At 37.5% G+C, this 19889-nt stretch carries 20 protein-coding genes; 15 read left to right on the forward strand and 5 right to left on the reverse strand.

Translation table 11 applies throughout. The features are described from left to right. Positions 1-75 precede the first annotated feature (75 nt). From MMB68_RS15645 to MMB68_RS15675, 7 genes are all read left to right on the forward strand, one after another. Positions 76-1020: a S66 peptidase family protein gene (locus MMB68_RS15645; RefSeq protein ID WP_264409038.1), complete on the forward strand. Its 945-nt coding sequence runs from the start codon at positions 76-78 to the stop codon at positions 1018-1020. Between the two features lie 31 nt (positions 1021-1051). Continuing rightward, positions 1052-1957 (forward strand): C40 family peptidase, encoded by a 906-nt coding sequence (locus MMB68_RS15650; RefSeq protein ID WP_264409233.1) that lies wholly within the window; start codon positions 1052-1054, stop codon positions 1955-1957. 12 nt (positions 1958-1969) lie between these two features. Continuing rightward, positions 1970-2977 (forward strand): ABC transporter ATP-binding protein, encoded by a 1008-nt coding sequence (locus tag MMB68_RS15655; RefSeq protein ID WP_264409039.1) that lies wholly within the window; start codon positions 1970-1972, stop codon positions 2975-2977. A 14-nt stretch (positions 2978-2991) separates the two neighbouring features. Beyond that, on the forward strand, positions 2992-3753 hold the full coding sequence (locus tag MMB68_RS15660) for a serine hydrolase (RefSeq protein ID WP_277549164.1): 762 nt from the start codon (positions 2992-2994) through the stop codon (positions 3751-3753). 341 nt (positions 3754-4094) lie between these two features. Next, positions 4095-4646: a hypothetical protein gene (locus MMB68_RS15665; RefSeq protein WP_013056190.1), complete on the forward strand. Its 552-nt coding sequence runs from the start codon at positions 4095-4097 to the stop codon at positions 4644-4646. 109 nt (positions 4647-4755) lie between these two features. Then, positions 4756-5283, forward strand: coding sequence for a GNAT family N-acetyltransferase (locus tag MMB68_RS15670; protein WP_221785609.1), 528 nt, complete (start codon positions 4756-4758; stop codon positions 5281-5283). An 86-nt stretch (positions 5284-5369) separates the two neighbouring features. Next, positions 5370-8138 (forward strand): bifunctional diguanylate cyclase/phosphodiesterase, encoded by a 2769-nt coding sequence (locus MMB68_RS15675; protein WP_277549165.1) that lies wholly within the window; start codon positions 5370-5372, stop codon positions 8136-8138. A 16-nt stretch (positions 8139-8154) separates the two neighbouring features. Here the strand turns inward: MMB68_RS15675 and MMB68_RS15680 are convergent, their stop codons facing one another. Next, positions 8155-8457, reverse strand: a complete 303-nt coding sequence (locus tag MMB68_RS15680; protein ID WP_153253493.1) for a transposase — start codon at positions 8455-8457, stop codon at positions 8155-8157. Positions 8458-8545: 88 nt separating this feature from the next. Further along, positions 8546-9097, reverse strand: coding sequence for a TVP38/TMEM64 family protein (locus MMB68_RS15685; RefSeq protein WP_221785607.1), 552 nt, complete (start codon positions 9095-9097; stop codon positions 8546-8548). A gap of 494 nt (positions 9098-9591) precedes the next feature. On the opposite strand from MMB68_RS15685, the gene MMB68_RS15690 reads away from it, so the two are divergent. Both MMB68_RS15690 and MMB68_RS15695 read left to right on the forward strand, forming a co-directional pair. Continuing rightward, the gene (locus MMB68_RS15690) at positions 9592-9909 is read left to right on the forward strand and encodes a hypothetical protein (protein ID WP_221785606.1); all 318 of its coding nucleotides are present in this window, start codon (positions 9592-9594) and stop codon (positions 9907-9909) included. 339 nt (positions 9910-10248) lie between these two features. Continuing rightward, on the forward strand, positions 10249-10773 hold the full coding sequence (locus MMB68_RS15695; RefSeq protein ID WP_221785604.1) for a cupin domain-containing protein: 525 nt from the start codon (positions 10249-10251) through the stop codon (positions 10771-10773). Between the two features lie 33 nt (positions 10774-10806). On the opposite strand, the gene MMB68_RS15700 is transcribed toward MMB68_RS15695, so the two are convergent. From MMB68_RS15700 to desA, 3 genes are all read right to left on the reverse strand, one after another. Further along, positions 10807-11409, reverse strand: a complete 603-nt coding sequence (locus MMB68_RS15700) for a response regulator transcription factor (protein ID WP_221785603.1) — start codon at positions 11407-11409, stop codon at positions 10807-10809. Then, positions 11406-12548 (reverse strand): sensor histidine kinase, encoded by a 1143-nt coding sequence (locus MMB68_RS15705; protein ID WP_221785602.1) that lies wholly within the window; start codon positions 12546-12548, stop codon positions 11406-11408. Before MMB68_RS15705 ends, MMB68_RS15700 begins: the two co-directional genes overlap by 4 nt. 117 nt (positions 12549-12665) lie before the next feature. After that, on the reverse strand, positions 12666-13709 hold the full coding sequence (gene desA, locus MMB68_RS15710; RefSeq protein WP_269871659.1) for a Delta(5) desaturase DesA: 1044 nt from the start codon (positions 13707-13709) through the stop codon (positions 12666-12668). Positions 13710-13932: 223 nt separating this feature from the next. Between desA and MMB68_RS15715 the strand changes: the two genes are divergently transcribed. The 6 genes from MMB68_RS15715 to MMB68_RS15740 all read left to right on the forward strand — a co-directional run bounded on the left by MMB68_RS15715 (position 13933) and on the right by MMB68_RS15740 (position 19663). Continuing rightward, positions 13933-14328 carry a ribosomal maturation YjgA family protein gene (locus tag MMB68_RS15715; RefSeq protein WP_269871658.1) on the forward strand — a complete coding sequence of 132 codons (396 nt, stop codon included), beginning with the start codon at positions 13933-13935 and terminating at the stop codon, positions 14326-14328. 158 nt (positions 14329-14486) lie between these two features. Continuing rightward, entirely contained in the window at positions 14487-15041 is a 555-nt protein-coding gene (locus MMB68_RS15720; RefSeq protein WP_221785600.1) for a hypothetical protein, read from the forward strand. Between the two features lie 260 nt (positions 15042-15301). After that, positions 15302-16804: a cardiolipin synthase gene (gene cls, locus MMB68_RS15725; RefSeq protein WP_221785599.1), complete on the forward strand. Its 1503-nt coding sequence runs from the start codon at positions 15302-15304 to the stop codon at positions 16802-16804. A 35-nt stretch (positions 16805-16839) separates the two neighbouring features. Continuing rightward, the gene (locus MMB68_RS15730; RefSeq protein ID WP_277549166.1) at positions 16840-17694 is read left to right on the forward strand and encodes a DUF1206 domain-containing protein; all 855 of its coding nucleotides are present in this window, start codon (positions 16840-16842) and stop codon (positions 17692-17694) included. Positions 17695-17778: 84 nt separating this feature from the next. After that, entirely contained in the window at positions 17779-18000 is a 222-nt protein-coding gene (locus tag MMB68_RS15735) for a spore germination protein (protein WP_045294391.1), read from the forward strand. A 208-nt stretch (positions 18001-18208) separates the two neighbouring features. Continuing rightward, entirely contained in the window at positions 18209-19663 is a 1455-nt protein-coding gene (locus tag MMB68_RS15740) for a LysM peptidoglycan-binding domain-containing protein (RefSeq protein ID WP_260506951.1), read from the forward strand. Positions 19664-19889: the final 226 nt, after the last annotated feature.

Raw genomic sequence — 19889 nt, forward strand, 5'->3', positions numbered from 1 at the left:
GTCAGAGGGGATTTCAATTCCCTTCTGACCCAAGTTTCACTTTCTTCATTTCTTTACACAAAAGGAGTGTCACAAATGATAAAACCAAAACCATTACAAAAAGGTGATACAGTAGCTGTTATTGCACCTGCTAGTCCGCCTAATCAGCACAATCTAAAAAAAGGAATAGAATATTTAAAGGAAATAGGATTAAACGTAGTAACAGGCGAGCATTTATATAAAAAAAACGGGTACTTGGCAGGGACTGATGAACAGCGAGCAGCCGATATACATTCGATGTTTGCCAATAAGCAAGTAAAGGCAATTATCTGTGCATGCGGCGGGTACGGGACTGCTAGGCTTGCATCGCAATTAAACTACGATTTAATTAAGCGAAACCCAAAGGTTTTTTGGGGGTATAGCGATATTACGTTTTTACATACGGCTATTCATCAGCGCACAGGTTTGGTTACCTTTCACGGGCCAATGCTTTCGTCGGATCTCGGAAAAGAAGATGTTCATATAGAGACGAAGCAAGCTTTTTATCAATTATTTTCTCACCGTTCTTTGTGCTATACGGATCAAATTAGTCCGCTCGACACTATTTGTGAAGGAGAAGCAACTGGTCAGCTGATAGGAGGAAATCTTACTTTACTCGTAAGCACGCTTGGCACACCATTTGAACTAGATACAAAAAATCGAATTTTATTTATTGAAGATATTGATGAAGAGCCGTATGAAATTGACCGCATGATGACACAGCTGTATATGGCCAATAAACTGCAGGATGCAGCGGGAATTATTATTGGAGATTTTCATAACTGCTATCCTAAAAAACGTACGGAGTCGCTTTCATTAGAAATGGCATTAACAAGTTACCTGACTTCTTTAAAAAAGCCTGTTATGAGAGGGTTTCGCATCGGGCATTGCTCTCCTCAAACAGCTGTGGCGATTGGAAGTTATGCCACGATGTCGACTTATGAACGAATGGTAGAATTCGAATCCGGTATTACATTACCAAAAGATAAAGTCGAACGCTGAAGGTTAAACCTGCAGGGAGGATAAATAAGTGGTGGATAAAAAAACGTATTACGTTTGTGTAGCTGTGGCGACTGTTTGGACTTCCTATGACTCTAGCAGAGAAATAGACGACAATGCAATAAGTTTCCCAGTAAAACTGGATAAATGGCTAGAACAATTAACGTATACACGTCGGTTGGAGCTTTGTGAGAAAAATTTAGTTCAAACGCAGCTGTTACTAGGAGAAGAAGTGTATGTAACAGAAATGAAAGGTAAATGGGCAAAAATCGTTATTCCTTCTCAGTTTTCTTCTAAAGATGAAAGAGGATATCCCGGGTGGGTTCCTTTCCACCAACTGATTTCTCAAGCTGAATATTCTCCATTGAATAAACCAACGGCAGTGGTATCAGCAGCGATTGCGACACTGCATCTAGCGGAAGAAGCCTTGCAAATTAGTTATCAAACGCACCTGCCTCTTTTAAAAGAAGATAAAGAATGGCTAGAAGTTCAAACGCCGGTTGGCAGTGGGAGAATAAAACGTCAAGATGCTGTTGTAATAGAGGATAGAAACCGTAAAGTAAAAGGAACTGGGGATATGATTATTGCAGCAGGAGAACAGTTTTTGAATCTTCCATATTTATGGGGTGGCATGAGTGCTTGGGGATATGATTGTTCGGGGTTTGCCTATGCTACTCATAAAGCAAACGGATATCTTATTCCAAGAGACGCCACCGATCAAGCAAGGCAAGGAAAAGAAGTAGGGTTAGACTCTATTCAACCTGGAGATTTGCTGTTTTTCGCTTATGAAAAAGGTGAAGGGTCTATCCACCATGTTGGTATTTATTATGGTAAAGGAAAAATGCTTCATTCACCTAAAACAGGTAAAACCGTTGAACTGATTGAATTAAAAGGAACGCTTTATGAAGAAGAGCTGTGCGCAGCCCGGCGCTATTATTAGGAGGTGGCAGTTATGACAACAAAGCATTTGTTAGAAGTAAAGCAGCTGAGCAAATATTTTCCGATTACGAATAAGCAGGTTTTGAAAGCAGTAGACGGGGTGTCTTTTCATATTTCAAAAGGAGAAACCTTTGGACTTGTTGGTGAATCCGGCTGCGGAAAATCAACTGCCGGGCGAACAATCATTGGGTTGTATAACCGCACATCAGGAGAGGTGCTTTATAAAGGGAAAAACGTGCATGAGCTATCAGAGAAAGAAAAATTCGCTTTTCATCGTAATATGCAAATGATTTTTCAAGATCCATATGCTTCACTAAACCCTCGTTCTACCGTGAAGGAGATTATCTCAGAACCAATGGAGGTTCATGGACTTTATTCGAATAAAAAAGAGATGCTGAACCGCGTGTATGAGTTGCTAGAAGATGTCGGGCTAAACCGTGATCATGCCAATCGCTATCCTCATGAATTCAGCGGCGGGCAGCGCCAGCGTATAGGGATTGCGAGAGCTTTAGCACTAAATCCAGAATGCATTATTGCAGACGAACCTATTTCTGCTTTAGATGTGTCTGTACAGGCTCAAGTAGTTAATTTATTAAAAAAACTCCAAAAAGAAAAAGGGTTAACTTATTTATTTATTGCACATGACTTGTCGATGGTAAAGCATATAAGCAATCGTATTGGAGTTATGTATTTAGGGCATTTAGTAGAATTAACAACAAGTTCGGAGCTGTATCAAAAACCGCTTCACCCTTACACTCAAGCTCTACTGTCAGCTATTCCTATCCCTGATCCTGACGTTGAGGATAATCGGAAGCGGATTGTTCTTAAAGGAGAATTACCGAGTCCAATTAACCCGCCTTCTGGCTGCGTGTTTAATACGCGCTGTCCTCTTGCAGTAGCAGCCTGTAAGACTCAAAAGCCAGAGTGGCAGGAAGTTGAAGACAATCACTTTGTAGCCTGTCACTTATACAATCAAAAGATAATGAGTAACAACTATATGGAAACAGCTGCGACAAAATGATGGAAAGAGCGAGAATGAAAATCGAAGATGCAGTTACTACATGGAAGCGGAGTAATAATGGACTTATACGTATTCATATTGAAGGAAAAGAATCCATACAGATTAATTCTTTTATCCAACAACGAGCAGCAAGTACAATCAAGCTGCTGGTTGCAATAGAAGCGTTTCGTCAAATTGATGCGGGCATCTTGGCTTTAACATCTGTCATTCAAAGAACGGAAAAAAACACGGTTGGCGGAGCAGGCGTACTTAGAGCTCTTCCGCGGTTAACATATATTAAAGTGGAAGAGCTGCTTACCCTTATGATAATTGTTTCTGACAACACAGCTGCAAATGAGCTCATTTCTTTAGTAGGATTTGAAAAAATTAATGAATGTGCTAAAAATCTAGGATTAAAGAAAACCGTTTTAAACCGCTATATGATGGACGAAATCGCTGTTGAAAAAGGGATTGATAATTATACATGTGCCTCTGACGTAGTAAAGTGTCTAAGGGAAATATACGAAGGAAACCTTTTGCAAAAATCTAGCCGCGAAAAAATAATAAGAATGTTAAAAATGCAGCAGTTTCAGCATAAGCTTCCAGCACGTATAGGATCAGTTTTTCAAGCTGTGAATAAGACCGGAGAACTAAAGGGAGCAGAACATGATAGTGCTATTCTCATGCGAGGTAACGAAACGTATTATGCCGTTGTTTTGATAGATGGACTAAGTGACAATGAACAGGGAAGGAGATTAATTGCTGATATTGGATACCTTCTGTCATCTAATATCTAAAAATCTTTTGACCATATACTTCAATAAGCGGAATTGGTTTGGTCCCGTTTATTTAATGTCTTCTATCAAAGAGAAACTCACATTTACTAATAATAAATGCTTGTCTTCTCAGATTTTAGCGAGACCCTTGTTTGCTGTGCTGGATTTGTGCTAGTAATAGATAAACATGTTCTTTTTCATAAAATTTTATGAAAAAATAATGATAAATCATTCATCCTATACCAACTTATTCATATTTTTTATATAATAGAATAATAGTATATATTTTAAACGAATAGTGAATGTCTATGCAAAGCAGCAAGGAGCATGAAATTATTCGATTCATAAATGGTGGTGTATGTATGGCAAACGAACATGTAATGATAGATATTATAAAAGCATTTAAACGTAATTCAACTGAATCCATTGCCATGGATTTAATTAAGGAAGTGCGAGGGACATTTAGTCCATTGCCTAAATATATAGCGGATTTAATTGATGAGCTGAGAAAATTAAATTTAAAAGACGAAGTGATCAGTGTAATCTTGTATCAATCTGTATATGTGGCAGATCATCAATTTAATATTAAAGATACCATTACCAATCGTCAGTTTGTAAAAGATACGATTGAAATGGGCAGAAGATGGGTGCATCAGTACGGCCGAATTGAGACAGTAGAAGAAGCGATTCATATTGCAGAGCAAGTGTCTACAAAAGAGGACTTGCCTCATCATTTGCAAACAGCAACAATTGACGAAAAAATTACGCTTGAGGTGCAGCTTGATCATCAAACGTATGAAATGTTAAAAAATATAGCAGTTTATTATGATCATCATTCCTATGAACAGTCAATGACCGTAGCAATTAATCGTTTATATACGCAGCTGCGCGATGCACAATCAAAAAATAGTTAAATGTCAAATCTCACATGTTCCGTGCACCATGTGAGATTTTTTAAGAGGTGAAAGAGGCGCAGATGAAAATGTCTTGCTCCATCATTCACCAAAAGGAGGGAGAACATGGATGAGGGTATATTTATCTCCTCTTCAAAAAAAAGATGCTTCTAAAGTTTTTGCATATTGGTCGGATGAAGAGGTTACTAGATATATGAATATTGAGCCCTTTACGACGCTTTATCAGGCGGAAAGCATGATTGCACTTCTCCAAAGTTTGACGAAAGAAGGGAAAGCAACACGCTATGCTATTCGATTAAAGACTTCCGATGAGATCATTGGAACCTGCGGTCTAAACCGTATTGATTATGTTAAAAAGCAAGCAGAGATTGGATATGATTTAGGCAGACCTTTTTGGAAAAAAGGCCTCATGACAGAAGCGCTCTGCCTTTTGCTAGAAAAAGCTTTTGAAGAGTTTCATATACAAGAAATTGAAGCAAAAGTTGATCCTAATAATAAAGATTCAATTACTCTTTTAAAAAAATTTTCGTTTCAACTAGAAGAGGGGTATGAGTCAGATGATTGTACTTGTTTATACACCGTCAACAAGGAAAAAGTGAGCGCGATATTGTCAGGACGTTCAAAAGGTAAGAAGTAAATCAAGCATAAGTTCTTTTGAAATAGTAAATATTTTTAGGCCTTAACCGATAACAAAGAAAAGAACGAATTGAAGGAAGGTCATGAATGAATCATCATACACATTTACTAGAAGGGACGTACAATGAGTTACTCGTTACACTCTCTTTCCTTATCGCCATTACTGCGGCGTACGCTTCTTTTGGGTTAGCTAATCGTGTGAAAATTTCCCGGGCAAAATTTATTCAGTTTTGGTTAATCAGCGGGGCATTTACATTGGGAATAGGCATTTGGTCAATGCATTTTATCGCCATGCTTGCTTTTCACTTGCCCGTAGATGTTTCATATAATTTATGGTTTGTTCTTCTCTCAATCTTGGGAGCGATAACGGGATGTTATATAGGCCTCTACCTCATTCACAAACAAAAGAAAAGTATAAAAGCACTTATCATTGCAGGGAGCTTTATGGGAGCTGGAATTGTTTTTATGCACTATTTGGGCATGATGGCTATGGAGCCAATTATGATTTCATATGATCCATTTATCGTTTTTCTCTCTATTCTTATTGCTGTTGCTGCTTCTAATACAGCTTTGTGGCTTGGTTTTTACTCAAAGCTAAATGAAGGGAAGCTTACCGTTTTTGCTAAGGTTATTTGTTCTACTATTATGGGCATTGCTATTGCTGGTATGCACTATACGGGCATGCAGGCAGCTTCTTTTTCAGGAATATCAATGTCTGAACACTCAAACGGTTTTGCCTTAAATCCAATATATTTATCCGTCGTTATTGTTTTTTTTATTGTCTGCCTATTTACGGCTGTGTTTTTAACCATCTTTATGGATCGACGCGTACAAAAACAAGAAGTTTTAAAATGGGCTTTTTTTGAATCCGCCCTGGATGCTATTTTGGTGATCAATGAAAAAAGACATGTTTTATCGCTCAACTATGCAGCGGAAACGCTTTTCTCTCTTAAAGCATCAGATGTAATTGGGAGTAATGTTGTTAAGCTGCTGCCCTTCTATAAATTTTCTTCTCTACAAGATGGACGAACTGAGCACTCCCTTTTGATAAGTAATAGAGAAGTTACGGTTGAAATAACGGTGATGGCGGTAGGAATTGAAGAGACGGTTGAGTATATGCTGTATATCCGCAATATGACGCAAGAGCGCGAAGCGGAAAAAACGTTGATTGAAGCAAAAAATCGCTATGAAAACTTGTTTTACTCCTCTCCATTGGCCATTATGGTTCATCGAGAAGAAGAGGTCGTGTCTGTGAATGATGCTATGATTCAGCTTTTAGGAGTAACGGAAGAGCAGCTCGTTGGTAAATCGTTATATGATTTCTTTTCATCTGAACAAGTTCCTGATATTAAAAAAGGATTGAAGGCAGTAAAGGATAGAAAAGATGAGCCAAGACCTCCATTAGCTCAGTTGAAAATGTTTAATGCGTTAGGTAAGGAACTCTTTTTAGAAGTAAAATCTACGCTCATTCAAATTAATGGAGAAACGCTATTTCAGACAGTAACTAGAGATGTAACGGAACAGAAAAAAGCTCAAGAATCGCTTCAATATATGGCTTTTCACGATATGCTAACAGATTTACCAAATCGAAGTATGTTTTCAAACATTGTAGAGAAATCCATTGATTCGGCAGCAGCTTCAGGAAAAAAGCTTCATTTCTTATTTTTAGACCTAGATCGTTTCAAACAGGTAAATGACACGCTTGGTCATCATGCTGGAGATCAGCTTATGCTTCAGGTTGTCGATCGAATGAAGAGCTGCCTAAGAAACCAAGATGTGCTTTCGCGTTTTGGAGGAGATGAGTTTTTAGTTTTACTGCATGATAGGACGGATGAAGAAGTGAAAAAAATCTGTCAATCATTAAATGACTGCTTATCCACTCCTTTTGTAGTGCTATCGAGAGATGTTTATTTAGGGGTAAGCATCGGAGTTAGTTTATTTCCTAAAGATGGAAATTCGCTTGAAGTGCTAGTTCGCCATGCTGATTTAGCGATGTATGAAGTCAAAAAACAAGGGCGTAATCATTATCTGTTTTATCAAAAAGAAATGCAGGTTCATACTACGCGACGAATGAGAATTGAAGATGGGTTACGCAAGGCTTTTGAGCTGGGCGAAATGGAGCTTCACTATCAGCCGAAAGTCAATATTCAAAGTGGCCATATTGTTGGAGTGGAGGCTTTAATCCGGTGGACTCATGCCGAGATGGGCGTCATTTCTCCCGCAGAATTTATTCCGATTGCTGAAGAAACAGGCGTTATTGTTACACTGACGAAATGGGTATTAAAAAAAGCGTGCCATCAAAATAAGTATTGGCAGCTTCAAGGACTTCCTCCCTTAAAAATGAGTGTGAACATATCAAGCGTGGATTTTGGTACAACTGATTTTGTTGATTATGTGTTAGGTGTCTTGCGTGAAGTAGAGTTAGAATCACGATATTTAGAACTTGAAATTACAGAAAGTGTTACGATGAAGCATGTTGAGCAAACAATCGAAAAGCTACAAATCTTAAAAGATGCAGGAGTATTTATTTCGATTGATGATTTTGGCTCAGGATACTCCTCGTTCAGCTATATTCAGAAGCTGCCTATTCATACGCTGAAAATTGACCGGTCTTTTATTAAAGATTTAGATCCTAATACAACGGAAGTATCGATTGTCAGAGCCATTATTACACTAGCAAAAAGTTTGCAGCTATCCGTCGTAGCAGAAGGTGTAGAAGAAGTTGAACAAGTAGAACTTCTTCATAAAGAAAAATGTGATGAAGTGCAAGGATACTATTTCTCCAAACCGATTTCAGCGGAGGAATTTTATGAGAAATTTCATAAAATCGAAGAGAAAATAGAATTTGTTCATTAAATGTAAAAAGCCGTTCTTATTTAAAAGAACGGCTTTTTACATTTAAGGTCAGAGCTAACAGTCTATACAATACATAGATTCCAAGGTATGCACCGGTTAATAAAAAAGCTGAATTTAAAAAGATTGCATGAATGCTCGTCATAAAAACAGTATGGTTTTTTAAGATACGATAGATAGAAGCAGCAGCTATATTTCCAAATACTAGCGCTGAAAGAAGGGCTAGTGTATTAAAAACTAGCTCTGCTCCTTTCCATTTGAGTGAGAAAAAGAGCATGATAATAGGAACAATAATACTTCCAGAAACCAGTAGGAAAATCAATGGACCATCTCCAATACTTTATCTTATTACAGTTACATAAGATAATGTTTTTGCTTATTTTTAGATAGTCTTCCCTTTTTATAGTCTGTTAAGCTTTTTTCTTCCATTTTTTACTTATATAAAAAAGCGAAAAAATGGATAAAACTACTAAAATGATTTTGCCTTGCATAGATCCTTGTGAAATATGATAAACCGAATAAACTTCAATAAAAAGCGCTGGAATTTTTCCAAGTGCGCTAGCAGAAATGAATACCGCAAAGGAGCCTTTTCCTACAGCGCTGAAGAATGTAACGAGGCCTGACGGAACAAAGGGAAGTAATCGCAAAGAAAGAATCAATATAAAACTCTCTTTCCCTTGTACGCGCAGCAGCTTTAGCCACTTGGATTGAGAAGGTGTTTTTGTATGAACAAGTGTACGGAAACCTTTTCGATACAGCCAAAAAGAGAGAGCTGCACCTAAAACTTCTCCAATAAAAGAAAGTAAAAATCCGTTCCAAAAACCAAATAACTTTACGTTTACGAACGTAAGGGGTGCGCTTGGAAATACGCCCGTAATGCTAATAAGAATGTTCAAGGCAATGCTAATAAGCTCTGCTGCTTCTAAATGTTCAAGCAGAAATGTTTGAAGATAGTCAGTCATGGTTATACTCCCATTTATGTTTTACCTGTAGGGCTATTTTAGTTGTTTTTCTACTATTATATAATTTTTGGCATGAAATAAGTAGGTAAGCAGTTTATAAAAAACGAAACAGGGTAACTACTTACTAATGAAAGATGATTTACTGATTTGAAGGGATGGACAACTCATGTTGAAATTTTTGCTTATTATTGTAGTCGTATTATTAATTATTATGATTTTTAAACGCTTTATCCGAAAATAAAAATGCTAACTAAGCAGCTCGTGAGATCTTTCTCACGAGCTCTTTTGCGGAGCTATTCAGTAGCTCAACAATACACTTTTTACCTGTGATGAATATCACTGCAGCTAGAGAAATGAAGGGGTAAGATAGAAATGGGAGGGAGGTATATGGAATTATTAGTCTATCTCAGCGCTTATTTATCAGGGGGAGCTATCGCACTATGGCTAATTAATGCAGCATTTAATGGATTATTAAAATAACAGAGGGAGAGAAAATGAACGATTCTAAAGGTATATTTAACGATAAAGAAAGAAAGCTTGCTCGCTATTTGGAGATGTACACAACTGAGCAGATTTTAACTGAAGCAGGCATGTCTTCGTCTGCTGCGCTATATGAGTTGAAAAAAATAAGATTACCGCGGGCAGTTGCTAATACGATTGTTTATTACGTACTGGCAACAAATAATCAAAAGCTGGTTATGTACAAACTGCTCATGTTAGCTGGCGTTTGTAAAAAGCTTGGCATTCAAGATGCACAGGCAGCCCTCACTTTTATCAAAAAATATTACGTTTGTCATCAGCATTTACACTAAAAAGTACATCTGTCTGAGGGGGAAAAGAGATGAATATTGTCCCGTTTAAGCAGCGTTCGTCTGCAAAAAATGATCAAGGCAGAGAACAGCCGTTTCAATGTTTCATTGAGGGAGATCGATTTCAGTTAGATTTGTATATGACATATTTATTTCATCGCTGCCATTCTAGCAGGTATAGATATAGCCGTGCTAACAGAAAGGGTAGGATGTAATGATAAGATACCAGTGGTAAGCGGCTTCATTTTTCCTGATGGAATAATGAAGCCGTTTGTTGTGTTAGAAAGAATGATTTACTATGATGTAGTTAATGATAAAAGAAAAAGGAAGGGAAGGAATGTAATGAATTTACATAAGTGGGAATATTGGATTTCAAAGCTCGAGCTTCAGCCTCATCCAGAAGGAGGGTTTTATAAACAAACCTATCGCTCCAATGATGAAATTTCTGATAAAGAAGTGTCATCGCAGTTTGATGATAAACGATTTCTATACACGAGTATTTACTTTTTATTAAGGTCTCAAGATGTATCGCATTTCCACCGGCTGCAATCAGATGAACTATGGTACTATCATGGGGGAAGCCCTTTAACCATTCATATTATTTACCGCGATGGAACCTATCAAGAAGTAAAACTAGGTACAAACTTAGAAAATGGAGAAGTTCCTCAATTTTTAGTTCCAAGAGATACGATTTTTGGTTCCTCTGTGGCAAATGAGAATACGTTTTCTCTCGTTGGATGCATGGTCGCACCAGGTTTTGATTTCCGTGACTTTGAATTATTCACAAAACAGCAGCTGCTTGATGAATTCCCCGAGCATGTTGTGATCATCGACAAATTAGGGTACGATAAATTGCCAAATGATTAAAAAGCATGCATCTCGGTTTGATGCATGCTTTTTTCATTTGAACCAGCCTTTTTCCTTAAAGCGAGTAATGGCTTCAATGCGGTTCTTTACTTCGAGTTTGTCCAGAATGGTAGAAATATAATTGCGCACCGTTCCAGTCTTAATAGATAGTTCGTCAGCAATTTCTTTTGTGTTTTTTCCATCAGCTACTAGAGCTAATACTTCTTTCTCTCTAGCTGTAAGAGGACTGGTAGATCCACTATATAAGTCATCCACTAATTCTGGAGCATAGAGGCGTCTGCCTGCCATCACGCTTCGAATGGAATTTGCGAGTTCTTCACTTGGGCTATCTTTTAGCAAGTATCCGCTTACGCCTGCTTTCAAAGCTCTTTGAAAATAGCCAGAGCGAGCGAACGTTGTCAAAATGATGACTTTGCAGTTTAAATCTTTCAGCTCCTCTGCAGCTTCAAGCCCAGTTTTAAGAGGCATCTCGATATCCATTACGCATATATCTGGCTGGTGCTGCTTAGCAAGTGATACCGCTTGTTCCCCATTTGAAGCTTTTCCGACAACTTCCATGTCATCTTCTAAATTTAACAAAGAGCCCAAAGCCCCTAACATCATTTGCTGATCTTCGGCAATGACAATTCGAATCATAATTGTTCCTCCTTAATATGTTTGACGATGTTTGGAACTGTAATATGAATAATCGTCCCCCCTTGACTGGAGATATCAAGATGGCCGTTTACAAACTCCAGCCGTTCTTTCATTCCTAAAAGACCGTTTCCTTTCCAGCAGGTTTTCTTCGTATTAATACCAACTCCATTGTCTTCTACCGTTATGCCAACTTCTTTTGCAGACTGATGTAAAGTAATCGTGCAAACGGTGGCTTGACTATGTTTGACCACATTGGTTACTGCTTCTTTTAAGCACATGCTAAGAATATTTTCAATGAGCAACGATACATTCTCTAATGAAATGGCCTCTTCTCCTACAAACTTAATTTCGGCAACTTCTAAAAGCTCTTGAACGCGTTTTAGTTCTTCACTAAGGCGAATTCCACGCATTTGAGAAACCATGTTTCTCACTTCATTAAGAGCCGTGCGCGCTGTTTGCTGGACATCTTTTAATTCTGATTTTGCTTTTTCAGGATCTTTTGTAATAAGTTTTCTTGCTAAATCACTTTTTAGACCGATAAGAGACAGCTTTTGTCCTAACGTATCGTGCAGATCGCGAGCTATCCGCTGGCGTTCTTCCTGTTTTACAAGCTCAGAAATACGTTTATTTGCATCTTCAAGCTGTTCTTCCAGCCGGTCTCGCTTCTTCCGATTATAAATGCTAAATGGCAGTACAATCACACTGATGGAAATTACAAAAATGAAAGGCAGCTGTTTTAAAAAGATCTCTTCTTGCATAACAACGTTAAAGTTTACCGAAATAACGGTGCTAATTAAATGAACAGCATACAAAGTGAAGAAAGCGAGCCGTTTTTGGATATTTCCAATAAAATAAGCGATAAAAAAAGCAAAGTAAAAGGCAAAGTAAATATAATTAAAAATAGTTGTGAGGGCTAAGGAAATAACGATTAACAAAGCCGTCCATACGTAAACGGACTTGTCTGTTGAAACAAATGCAAAACGATAGAAAATAAAAAATAAGATGGTGAGTAACGAACCAACAATAATGTGATTCATGGATGAAGACTGTAAAATAAAATAAAATGGTAAAATGGCGAATACCGTCCATATGTAAGGAGATAGCCCAGTGATTTTTTGGAAAAACGTATATTTTTTCATAAAGAACCTCGTTTATTTGTTAAAATACACTATTAGTTTACCACAAAGTAGAATGAAATAAATTTAGAGAGATAGATAAAACAGTCAAGCTTTTGAAAGCTTGACTGTTTTGTTTTATTAAAGTTCTGCTTTTGTTTGAGATGAAATTCTGCTTGCTTTTGGTGCAGCTGAGCGTGTTTTTATTTCTTTAAAGCTCACAAACATTTTGTTTTCTTCATCCCATAGACGGAATCGAAGAGAGCGAAGGCTTGTTGCGAGCGTAATGGTTGGTACATTTTGAAGAGGCTGTGTGTGTTGATGAACAGCTTCAAGCTTATAGTTGGGCACTCTTGGACTTAAATGATGTACATGGTGAAACCCAATGTTGCCTGTCAGCCATTGCAATAGTTTTGGAAGCTTGTAAAATGAACTTCCTTCAACGGCTGCTTTTACATAATCCCAGTGCTCATCTTCTTCAAAATAAGAGTCTTCAAACTGGTGCTGTACATAAAATAGCCAAATTCCAATTGAACCTGAAATGAAGAAAATCGGTCCTTGAATTAATAGAAACGCCTGCCAACCTACCAACCAGCAGGTCGCTGCCGCTAATGCAACGATCAATACATTTGTAAGGTACGTATTCATTCTTTCATTTTTCTTCGCATTTTTTTGATTGAATCGGTTTGTAATCAAAAATACATATATAGGTCCCACGCCGAACATAATGAACGGGTTGCGGTAAATTCGGTAAGCGATTTTTTTCCAAATAGAAGCTTCTTTATATTCTGTTACGGTTAACACCCAAATGTCACCCGTACCTCTTTTATCTAAGTTGCTGCTTGTTGCATGATGAATTGCATGGCTATGTCCCCATTGACTATAAGGAAACATCGTTAAGACACCGGTAATTGTTCCGAGAATTTTATTGTGTTGTCTACTCTTAAAGAAAGAGTAGTGACAACAGTCATGAAAAATAATGAATATCCTTACTAAAAACCCTGCTGCGATAACAGTTAGCGGAAATGCTAAAAAATAAGAAATTGAAAGGCTCTCATAAGCGAGAAACCACAGTGTGAAAAAAGGTAAAAAAGTATTGATCAATTGTCTTATGCTGTCTTTCATTACTGCTTTTTCAAAAGGTGCAACTTGTTTTCGTAAATTCTTTTGTTTTTGTATAGTCATATGAAATTCCTTTCATCACCGTATATTATCCTCAGTATAAAGGGATTTTTCTGACTATTTAAGACATACGTGTCATATAGAAACTATGACAGTTGTCATATATGCGTAGGGGGAAGTTGTAAAAAATGAAAAAAAGCGGTATTTAACAGTCTGCGGTTCTGATAAAATTATATAGTGAAGGCTTATTGTTACGAAGGATTTAAGAAGAAAAAAGGAGTTTGAAATGAATAAAAGAAATAGATGGGTATATCTGCTTCTAGCTATTGTTATCATGGGAGCAGGCCTTTTATCAAGAAAACTTACCGCGTATCTTCCTCACATCGTAAATATATATGCAGGAGATTCGTTATGGGCCTTAATGATTTTTGTCAGTGCGGGTTTTTTGTTTCCTGCATGGAAGACAAAAATGATTGGTATGTTTGCTATAGTGTTTTGTTACTTCATTGAATTTACACAACTGTATCACGCTCCGTGGATTGATAACATAAGAAAAACTGCGCTAGGAGGGCTCATTCTCGGGTATGGCTTCTTATGGAGCGATATACTAGCCTATTCGATTGGAGTCGGGGCAGGAATGAGCTGTGAGTATTATAGATATCGATTTAAAAGATCCGCCTAGCAAATAAGGTTCAATGAATCTTAGAACTCAGCTGAGGATGGAATAAGCCGTAGGGTTATGAAGCAGGATGTATGTACATAAAAATAAACTTGTGCATAAAAAATTTTCATTTAAAACCTATTGTCTATTTGTTGAACGAGAGGAAGAGAGGGGATTACTTGAATTTAATAGCCTGGATGATTATTGCATGTGAAATCGTTTTTTGGATAGTCATCATTTTAGGATTAGCAACAAGGTATATGTTTAAAAAACAAAAGCTAAGTTTTTTTATTTTAGCTCTAACACCTGTTGTTGATTTTGTTCTTCTGATTGTGACGAGCGTAGACCTTTACCAAGGTGCTACAGCGACCTATGCTCACGCTATTGCAGCCGTGTATATTGGAATTTCCATCGCTTTTGGAAAAAGTATGATTCAATGGGCAGACGAACGCTTTCAATATTATGTGATGAAAAACGGAGAGAAACCTCGTAGGCGCTATGGAAAAGAATATGCAAAGCATTATTTTAAGTCATGGATACAGCATCTCGTTGCTTACGCTATTGGGGCAGCTCTTTTAGCGGCGATGATGTATATAGTACCAAATGGAAAAACTAACGTGCTGCAAAATGTAGTGGAATTTTGGACAGTTATTGTAGGAATTGATTTCTTATTATCTCTTTCTAATTTCGTTTGGCCTAAAAAAGAAAAAGAGTCTGGTTATACCAACTCATAAAAAGGCATCGATGCTTGAAAAGCCAGTGAAAAAACCTCCCTGTAAGGAGGTTTTTTGTTTTACCATCCAGGGTATAGGTATATGAATGATGCTTGTCTGAGGTAGTTCAGTTTAGTTGCTTAAGCGGCTAAACTGCTTTTTGTGCAAATATATGTACATTTTATGTGGCATGCATGATAAGAATTCTGTGTATTCCATATACTACCTCATATGAAAGATAGGCAAGTGATACAATACAGTTTGTTTTTAGGAGAGCTTTTATGAAAAAACGCCGGTTGGACTTTATTTTTTTATTTATTATTTTACTTTCAATTTATGCTTTCTTTTTTACCTCTATTGATATTCATTGGAAGTATGCCTTAGTTGGATTATATGGTGTCATCATTTTCATTTGTATGTATTCACTTATGCTTGAAAATCGAACGCCTGAAAGTACGTTGGTTTGGATGTATGTCCTCTTTTTCTTCCCTGTTGCAGGCTTTTTCTTTTATTTGTATTCAGGACAGCTCTATTTAAAGGGGCATATGTTCAAAAAAAAGCGTATGCATAACCGAGAGATGCTTAGAAAGATGGCAGATAAAGAAACGACGCCTGATCTATCGACGCTTCAATCTCATCAGCGTTACTTTGCTCAGTATCTTCAATGTGTATCTTTGACAAAGATGAATGTTCATACAAAAACCTACGTCCTTAAGAACGGGCAAGAAACGTTTAATGAAATCAAAAAGCATTTGCAATCAGCCAAACATTTTATTCATATGGAATACTATATGTTTCACTCAGATTCTCTAGGAAAAGAAATCATTGATATTTTAATTAAAAAAGCAAGCGAAGGTGTAGAAGTACGCTTTACGTTTGATACAATGGGAAGCTTTACATTATCGGGTTCAGATATTAAGCGAATGAAGAAAGCGAATGTTAAAGTGCATCCTTTCTTACCTATTAAGTATGGATTTTTTAATCAAAAATTCAACTTTCGAAACCACCGTAAAATAGTTGTAATTGACGGGGAAGTAGGTTTTGTAGGAGGACTAAATGTAGGCGATGAGTATTTAGGGAAAAATAAAAAAATCGGTTTTTGGCGAGATACCCACCTGATGTTAAGAGGTGAATCTGTTCAAACGCTGCACTCAATTTTTATGTTTGACTGGGAATACGTTTCTGGAGAATGCTTAATTAATAATGAAGCGTATACAAAACCTCATCGTGTTGAAGGGGAAGGGTTCGTTCAGGTAGTGGCGACGGGGCCAGATACGCAGGAAAATATGAGCGACTATTACTATACAATGATTACAAGCGCGACGAAGTCAATTTGGATTTCTACCCCATATTTTGTTCCAAACGAAGCTATAAGAACTGCTCTTCGTATTGCGGCTAGAAAAGGTGTAGAAGTACGAATTATGGTGCCGGAAATTAATGATGGCTTTCTGACTCAATATGGAACGAGATCATATTTTGCTGAACTTCTTCGATGTGGAATTGAAGTATATTCGTATCGAAAAGGGTTTTTGCATCAAAAAATTGTGATTATCGACGGAGATATGGCTTCGGTCGGTACTGCAAATATGGATATGAGAAGTTTTCATCTGAACTTTGAAGTGAATGCATTTTTAATTGAGGGAGAGACGATTCAAACGCTCATGAAAAATTACGAAGAAGATATGGAAGACAGTCATTTGATCAAGCCGGTAGCATTTTACAAGCGAAGCTTAGTAGAACGTTCGAAAGAGTCATTTGCTCGCTTATTTTCAGGTGTTTTATAAAATAAAGTTTGTTTTCAAAAAGCAGGAGGAAACGTATGGGTGAATCTCCATTTGTTAAAAAAGATACGTTTTGTCGAAAGTTACATCGCTTAAAAGAACGTACTAAACCATTTGTCGTGCGTTTTTCACGGTTTGGTCATGTAGCTCAAGGTGTGGTCTATTTTGTCATCGGTATATTAGCGATTCAGACGGCTTTCGGATTAAAAGGCGATTTAGTTACTTCTCAAGGAGCCCTACACACAATTGCAAAGCAGCCGTTTGGATTTTTAATTTTAATCGTTTTGGCAGTAGGTTTAAGTGGATATGCGTTTTGGCAAATCATTTCTGCTATTTTTGATCCTCACCACGTTGGGCATGGTGTAAAAGGCATTTTTACTCGTTTAGGCTATTTAGTTGTAGCTACGTTTTATATTAGCCTTTGTGTGAGTTCGGTAAAAATTTTGCTTCATGCTCATGTTCATACGTCAGGTAAGCATTATCAAACAGTATCAGCCAAGCTGTTATCTTATCCCTTTGGGCAAACCATCATTGCGCTTACAGGTATCGGCGTTATTATCTTTGGGATTGGACAAGTATATTGGGCTCTTTCAGGACGCTTCCTAAAAAAACTAAAGAAAAACGAAATGTCAAAAGAAGAGTGGCGATGGAGCGGGCATATTGGAAAAGCGGGTATTATTGCTCGAAGTATCGTCTTTGGCATTATTGGCTTCTTTCTTATTCGCACGGCTCTTCAAGCGGATCCAGACGAAACGAAAGGGTTAGATGGAGCCCTTGCTGAAGTAGCGCAGCGTCCTTTTGGGTCTGTACTGCTGGCTATCGTATCAATCGGACTTATGGCATACGGAGTATATATGTTTGCAGAATCAAGGTATAAACGAATTGATCCTTAATAAAATTAAAAAGATGAAAAAGCTACTTTTTGGCCTTCTGCTCATATCCTATAGCAGATAGATAGTGAACAGGAGGAGAGGCAGATGCCATCGGTAGTAGGAGCCGTAAATATCTCGAATGTATTGGTTTCATCTTCAGTGGAGTTTGGTGATTGTCTGGCTATTAAGCCAAAAAGCACAGCTTTTACAACAGTCGGTTCTGGTAGCGGGAACACGGGGAATTTTATGAATATTACAAGCAGTGCTAGTACGGCTAATACAATTGATATGGATATTAAGGATCAAAATGTAGTGGGAAATGCATAAGAAACGAAAGCTTATCGTCATCGGACGGTAAGCTTTTTTATTTGAGTTTGACGTATACCCAGACGTTTCTTTACCACAATGTACCTCTAGGATTCTATCTTATAGGAGTAGTAAACTAGACAGGTGATGTCAAAAAGTGGGGAGTCGAGATTATAAAATGAAGAAAATATGTATGAGCCTACTTATTCTCTGTCTTTTCAGTGGAGGATTGGCCCCAATAAGTAAAGGAGACGCTGCTTCTTCAGTAGGCACTGTCAAAGGTGATAATGTAAACGTGTATCGTTCTCCATCTTTACATTCTTCGGTTGTTCAGACAGTGAAAAAAGGAGAAGAATTTCCTGCTATTTCATCTGACGCGGGAGATGCAGCTCAAGTTATCACCCATAAAGTAGTGCCAGGAAATACACTATGGTTACTAGCTAAACAATATGGTGTAACAGTCAGCGAGCTAATAAAACAAAATCAGCTAAAAACAACGGAGCTAACTCCGGGGCAAACGCTGAAAATACCACCAAAAGGCTTGTTACATAAAGTAGTCTCAGGAGATACGCTTTGGAAAATCTCTGTAAAGTACGGTGTAAAAGCGACTGAATTAACAAAGTTAAATCAGCTATCATCAACAAATATTAAGCCTGGACAAATGCTTATTATTCCTGATTACTATGTACAAGTACAGCTTTTGGAAGGGAAAAAGGGCTGGATCAAAAAATCTGATTTAGCACAAAAGAAGCATCAGCCCGTAGTTATGGGCTGGAGCTTTAATGAAAAAACAGCAGGCTATGCAGAATCGATGAAACAAAAGAACTTAGACGTTGTTTCACCACGCTGGTTTACGCTAACGCGGAGTGACAAAGTTGTTTCATCTTCTATAAATCCATCGTATGTTCAAACGGCTCACAAAAACGGCAAAAAAGTCTGGCCGCTCATCGGTAACAATTTCGATGATGTGCTGACAAGTGACGTCCTAGGCAATAAAGCAAAGCGGCAAAAGCTTGTATCGTCAGTCGAAAGTTCGCTTGTGAAAACAAACAGTGACGGTATTAACGTTGACTTTGAAAATATTAATATCAAAAACAAACAAGATTTTGTTTTATTTATTAAAGAATTAAAAGCAGCGTTAAAGCCTCATGGTATGACCGTTTCAGTAGACGTAACACGAGAGAATAATGATCCGTTTTGGTCAGGAAGCTTTGATCGAAAACAGATTGGTCAAGTGGCAGATTACGTCATTATGATGGGTTATGAAGAACACTGGGGAGGAAGTCAGGTTCCAGGGTCTGTGGCTTCGCTGCCTTGGGTGAAAGAAGGAACAGAACTTCTTATGAAAGATGTACCTGCACATAAAATCCTGCTGGGAGTTCCTTTTTATACGCGAGAATGGAAAACGAATCTATCGACCAAAAAAGTTGTCACAAAAGACTTAACGATGAAAGAAGCTGAATCTGTTATCTCTTCTAAAAAGCTGACCAAGAAATGGGATAGCCAAGCCTCTCAGTACTATGTAGAATACACCGAAAATGGTACGAAGCATCAAATATGGCTCGAAGACAAAGCATCTATGCAGCGCCGAGTTAATTTGATTAAGGACTATCATTTAGGCGGAGCGGCAGCTTGGTATATTGGTTCAGAAACATCAGATATATGGGAGTTATACAACTTCTAAATAAAAAACACACCTCATGCTTAATGTAGCTGGGTGTGTTTTTTTGTTCGAATCATGTGTAAAGCGTATACATCTATTTACAAACAAGATAAATTTTACAATATTTGTTTTTCTTGAGTTAATTTATAACTATATTCCAAAATGAGCCTATTTAACCTTTTTTTAGTTGAAAACGCTTAATGACTTTACGGTAAAGATAATTTATAGTAAATTCAGTTTCTATACA

The organism is Priestia sp. Y58 (assembly GCF_029522095.1).
Taxonomy (GTDB): Bacteria; Bacillota; Bacilli; order Bacillales; family Bacillaceae_H; genus Priestia; species Priestia megaterium_E.

Excerpts from the sequence above, each read along its gene's own strand:
- MMB68_RS15685 (WP_221785607.1), bottom strand. The coding sequence starts at position 9,097 with ATGACTGACTATCTTCAAACATTTCTGCTTGAACATTTAGAAGCAGCA.
- MMB68_RS15665 (WP_013056190.1), top strand. The coding sequence starts at position 4,095 with ATGGCAAACGAACATGTAATGATAGATATTATAAAAGCATTTAAACGT.
- MMB68_RS15690 (WP_221785606.1), top strand. The coding sequence starts at position 9,592 with ATGAACGATTCTAAAGGTATATTTAACGATAAAGAAAGAAAGCTTGCT.
- MMB68_RS15730 (WP_277549166.1), top strand. The coding sequence starts at position 16,840 with ATGGGTGAATCTCCATTTGTTAAAAAAGATACGTTTTGTCGAAAGTTA.
- MMB68_RS15645 (WP_264409038.1), top strand. The coding sequence starts at position 76 with ATGATAAAACCAAAACCATTACAAAAAGGTGATACAGTAGCTGTTATT.
- MMB68_RS15700 (WP_221785603.1), bottom strand. The coding sequence starts at position 11,409 with ATGATTCGAATTGTCATTGCCGAAGATCAGCAAATGATGTTAGGGGCT.
- MMB68_RS15705 (WP_221785602.1), bottom strand. The coding sequence starts at position 12,548 with ATGAAAAAATATACGTTTTTCCAAAAAATCACTGGGCTATCTCCTTAC.
- MMB68_RS15675 (WP_277549165.1), top strand. The coding sequence starts at position 5,370 with ATGAATCATCATACACATTTACTAGAAGGGACGTACAATGAGTTACTC.
- MMB68_RS15655 (WP_264409039.1), top strand. The coding sequence starts at position 1,970 with ATGACAACAAAGCATTTGTTAGAAGTAAAGCAGCTGAGCAAATATTTT.
- desA (WP_269871659.1), bottom strand. The coding sequence starts at position 13,709 with ATGACTATACAAAAACAAAAGAATTTACGAAAACAAGTTGCACCTTTT.
- MMB68_RS15660 (WP_277549164.1), top strand. The coding sequence starts at position 2,992 with ATGAAAATCGAAGATGCAGTTACTACATGGAAGCGGAGTAATAATGGA.
- MMB68_RS15715 (WP_269871658.1), top strand. The coding sequence starts at position 13,933 with ATGAATAAAAGAAATAGATGGGTATATCTGCTTCTAGCTATTGTTATC.
- MMB68_RS15670 (WP_221785609.1), top strand. The coding sequence starts at position 4,756 with ATGAGGGTATATTTATCTCCTCTTCAAAAAAAAGATGCTTCTAAAGTT.
- cls (WP_221785599.1), top strand. The coding sequence starts at position 15,302 with ATGAAAAAACGCCGGTTGGACTTTATTTTTTTATTTATTATTTTACTT.
- MMB68_RS15695 (WP_221785604.1), top strand. The coding sequence starts at position 10,249 with ATGAATTTACATAAGTGGGAATATTGGATTTCAAAGCTCGAGCTTCAG.
- MMB68_RS15735 (WP_045294391.1), top strand. The coding sequence starts at position 17,779 with ATGCCATCGGTAGTAGGAGCCGTAAATATCTCGAATGTATTGGTTTCA.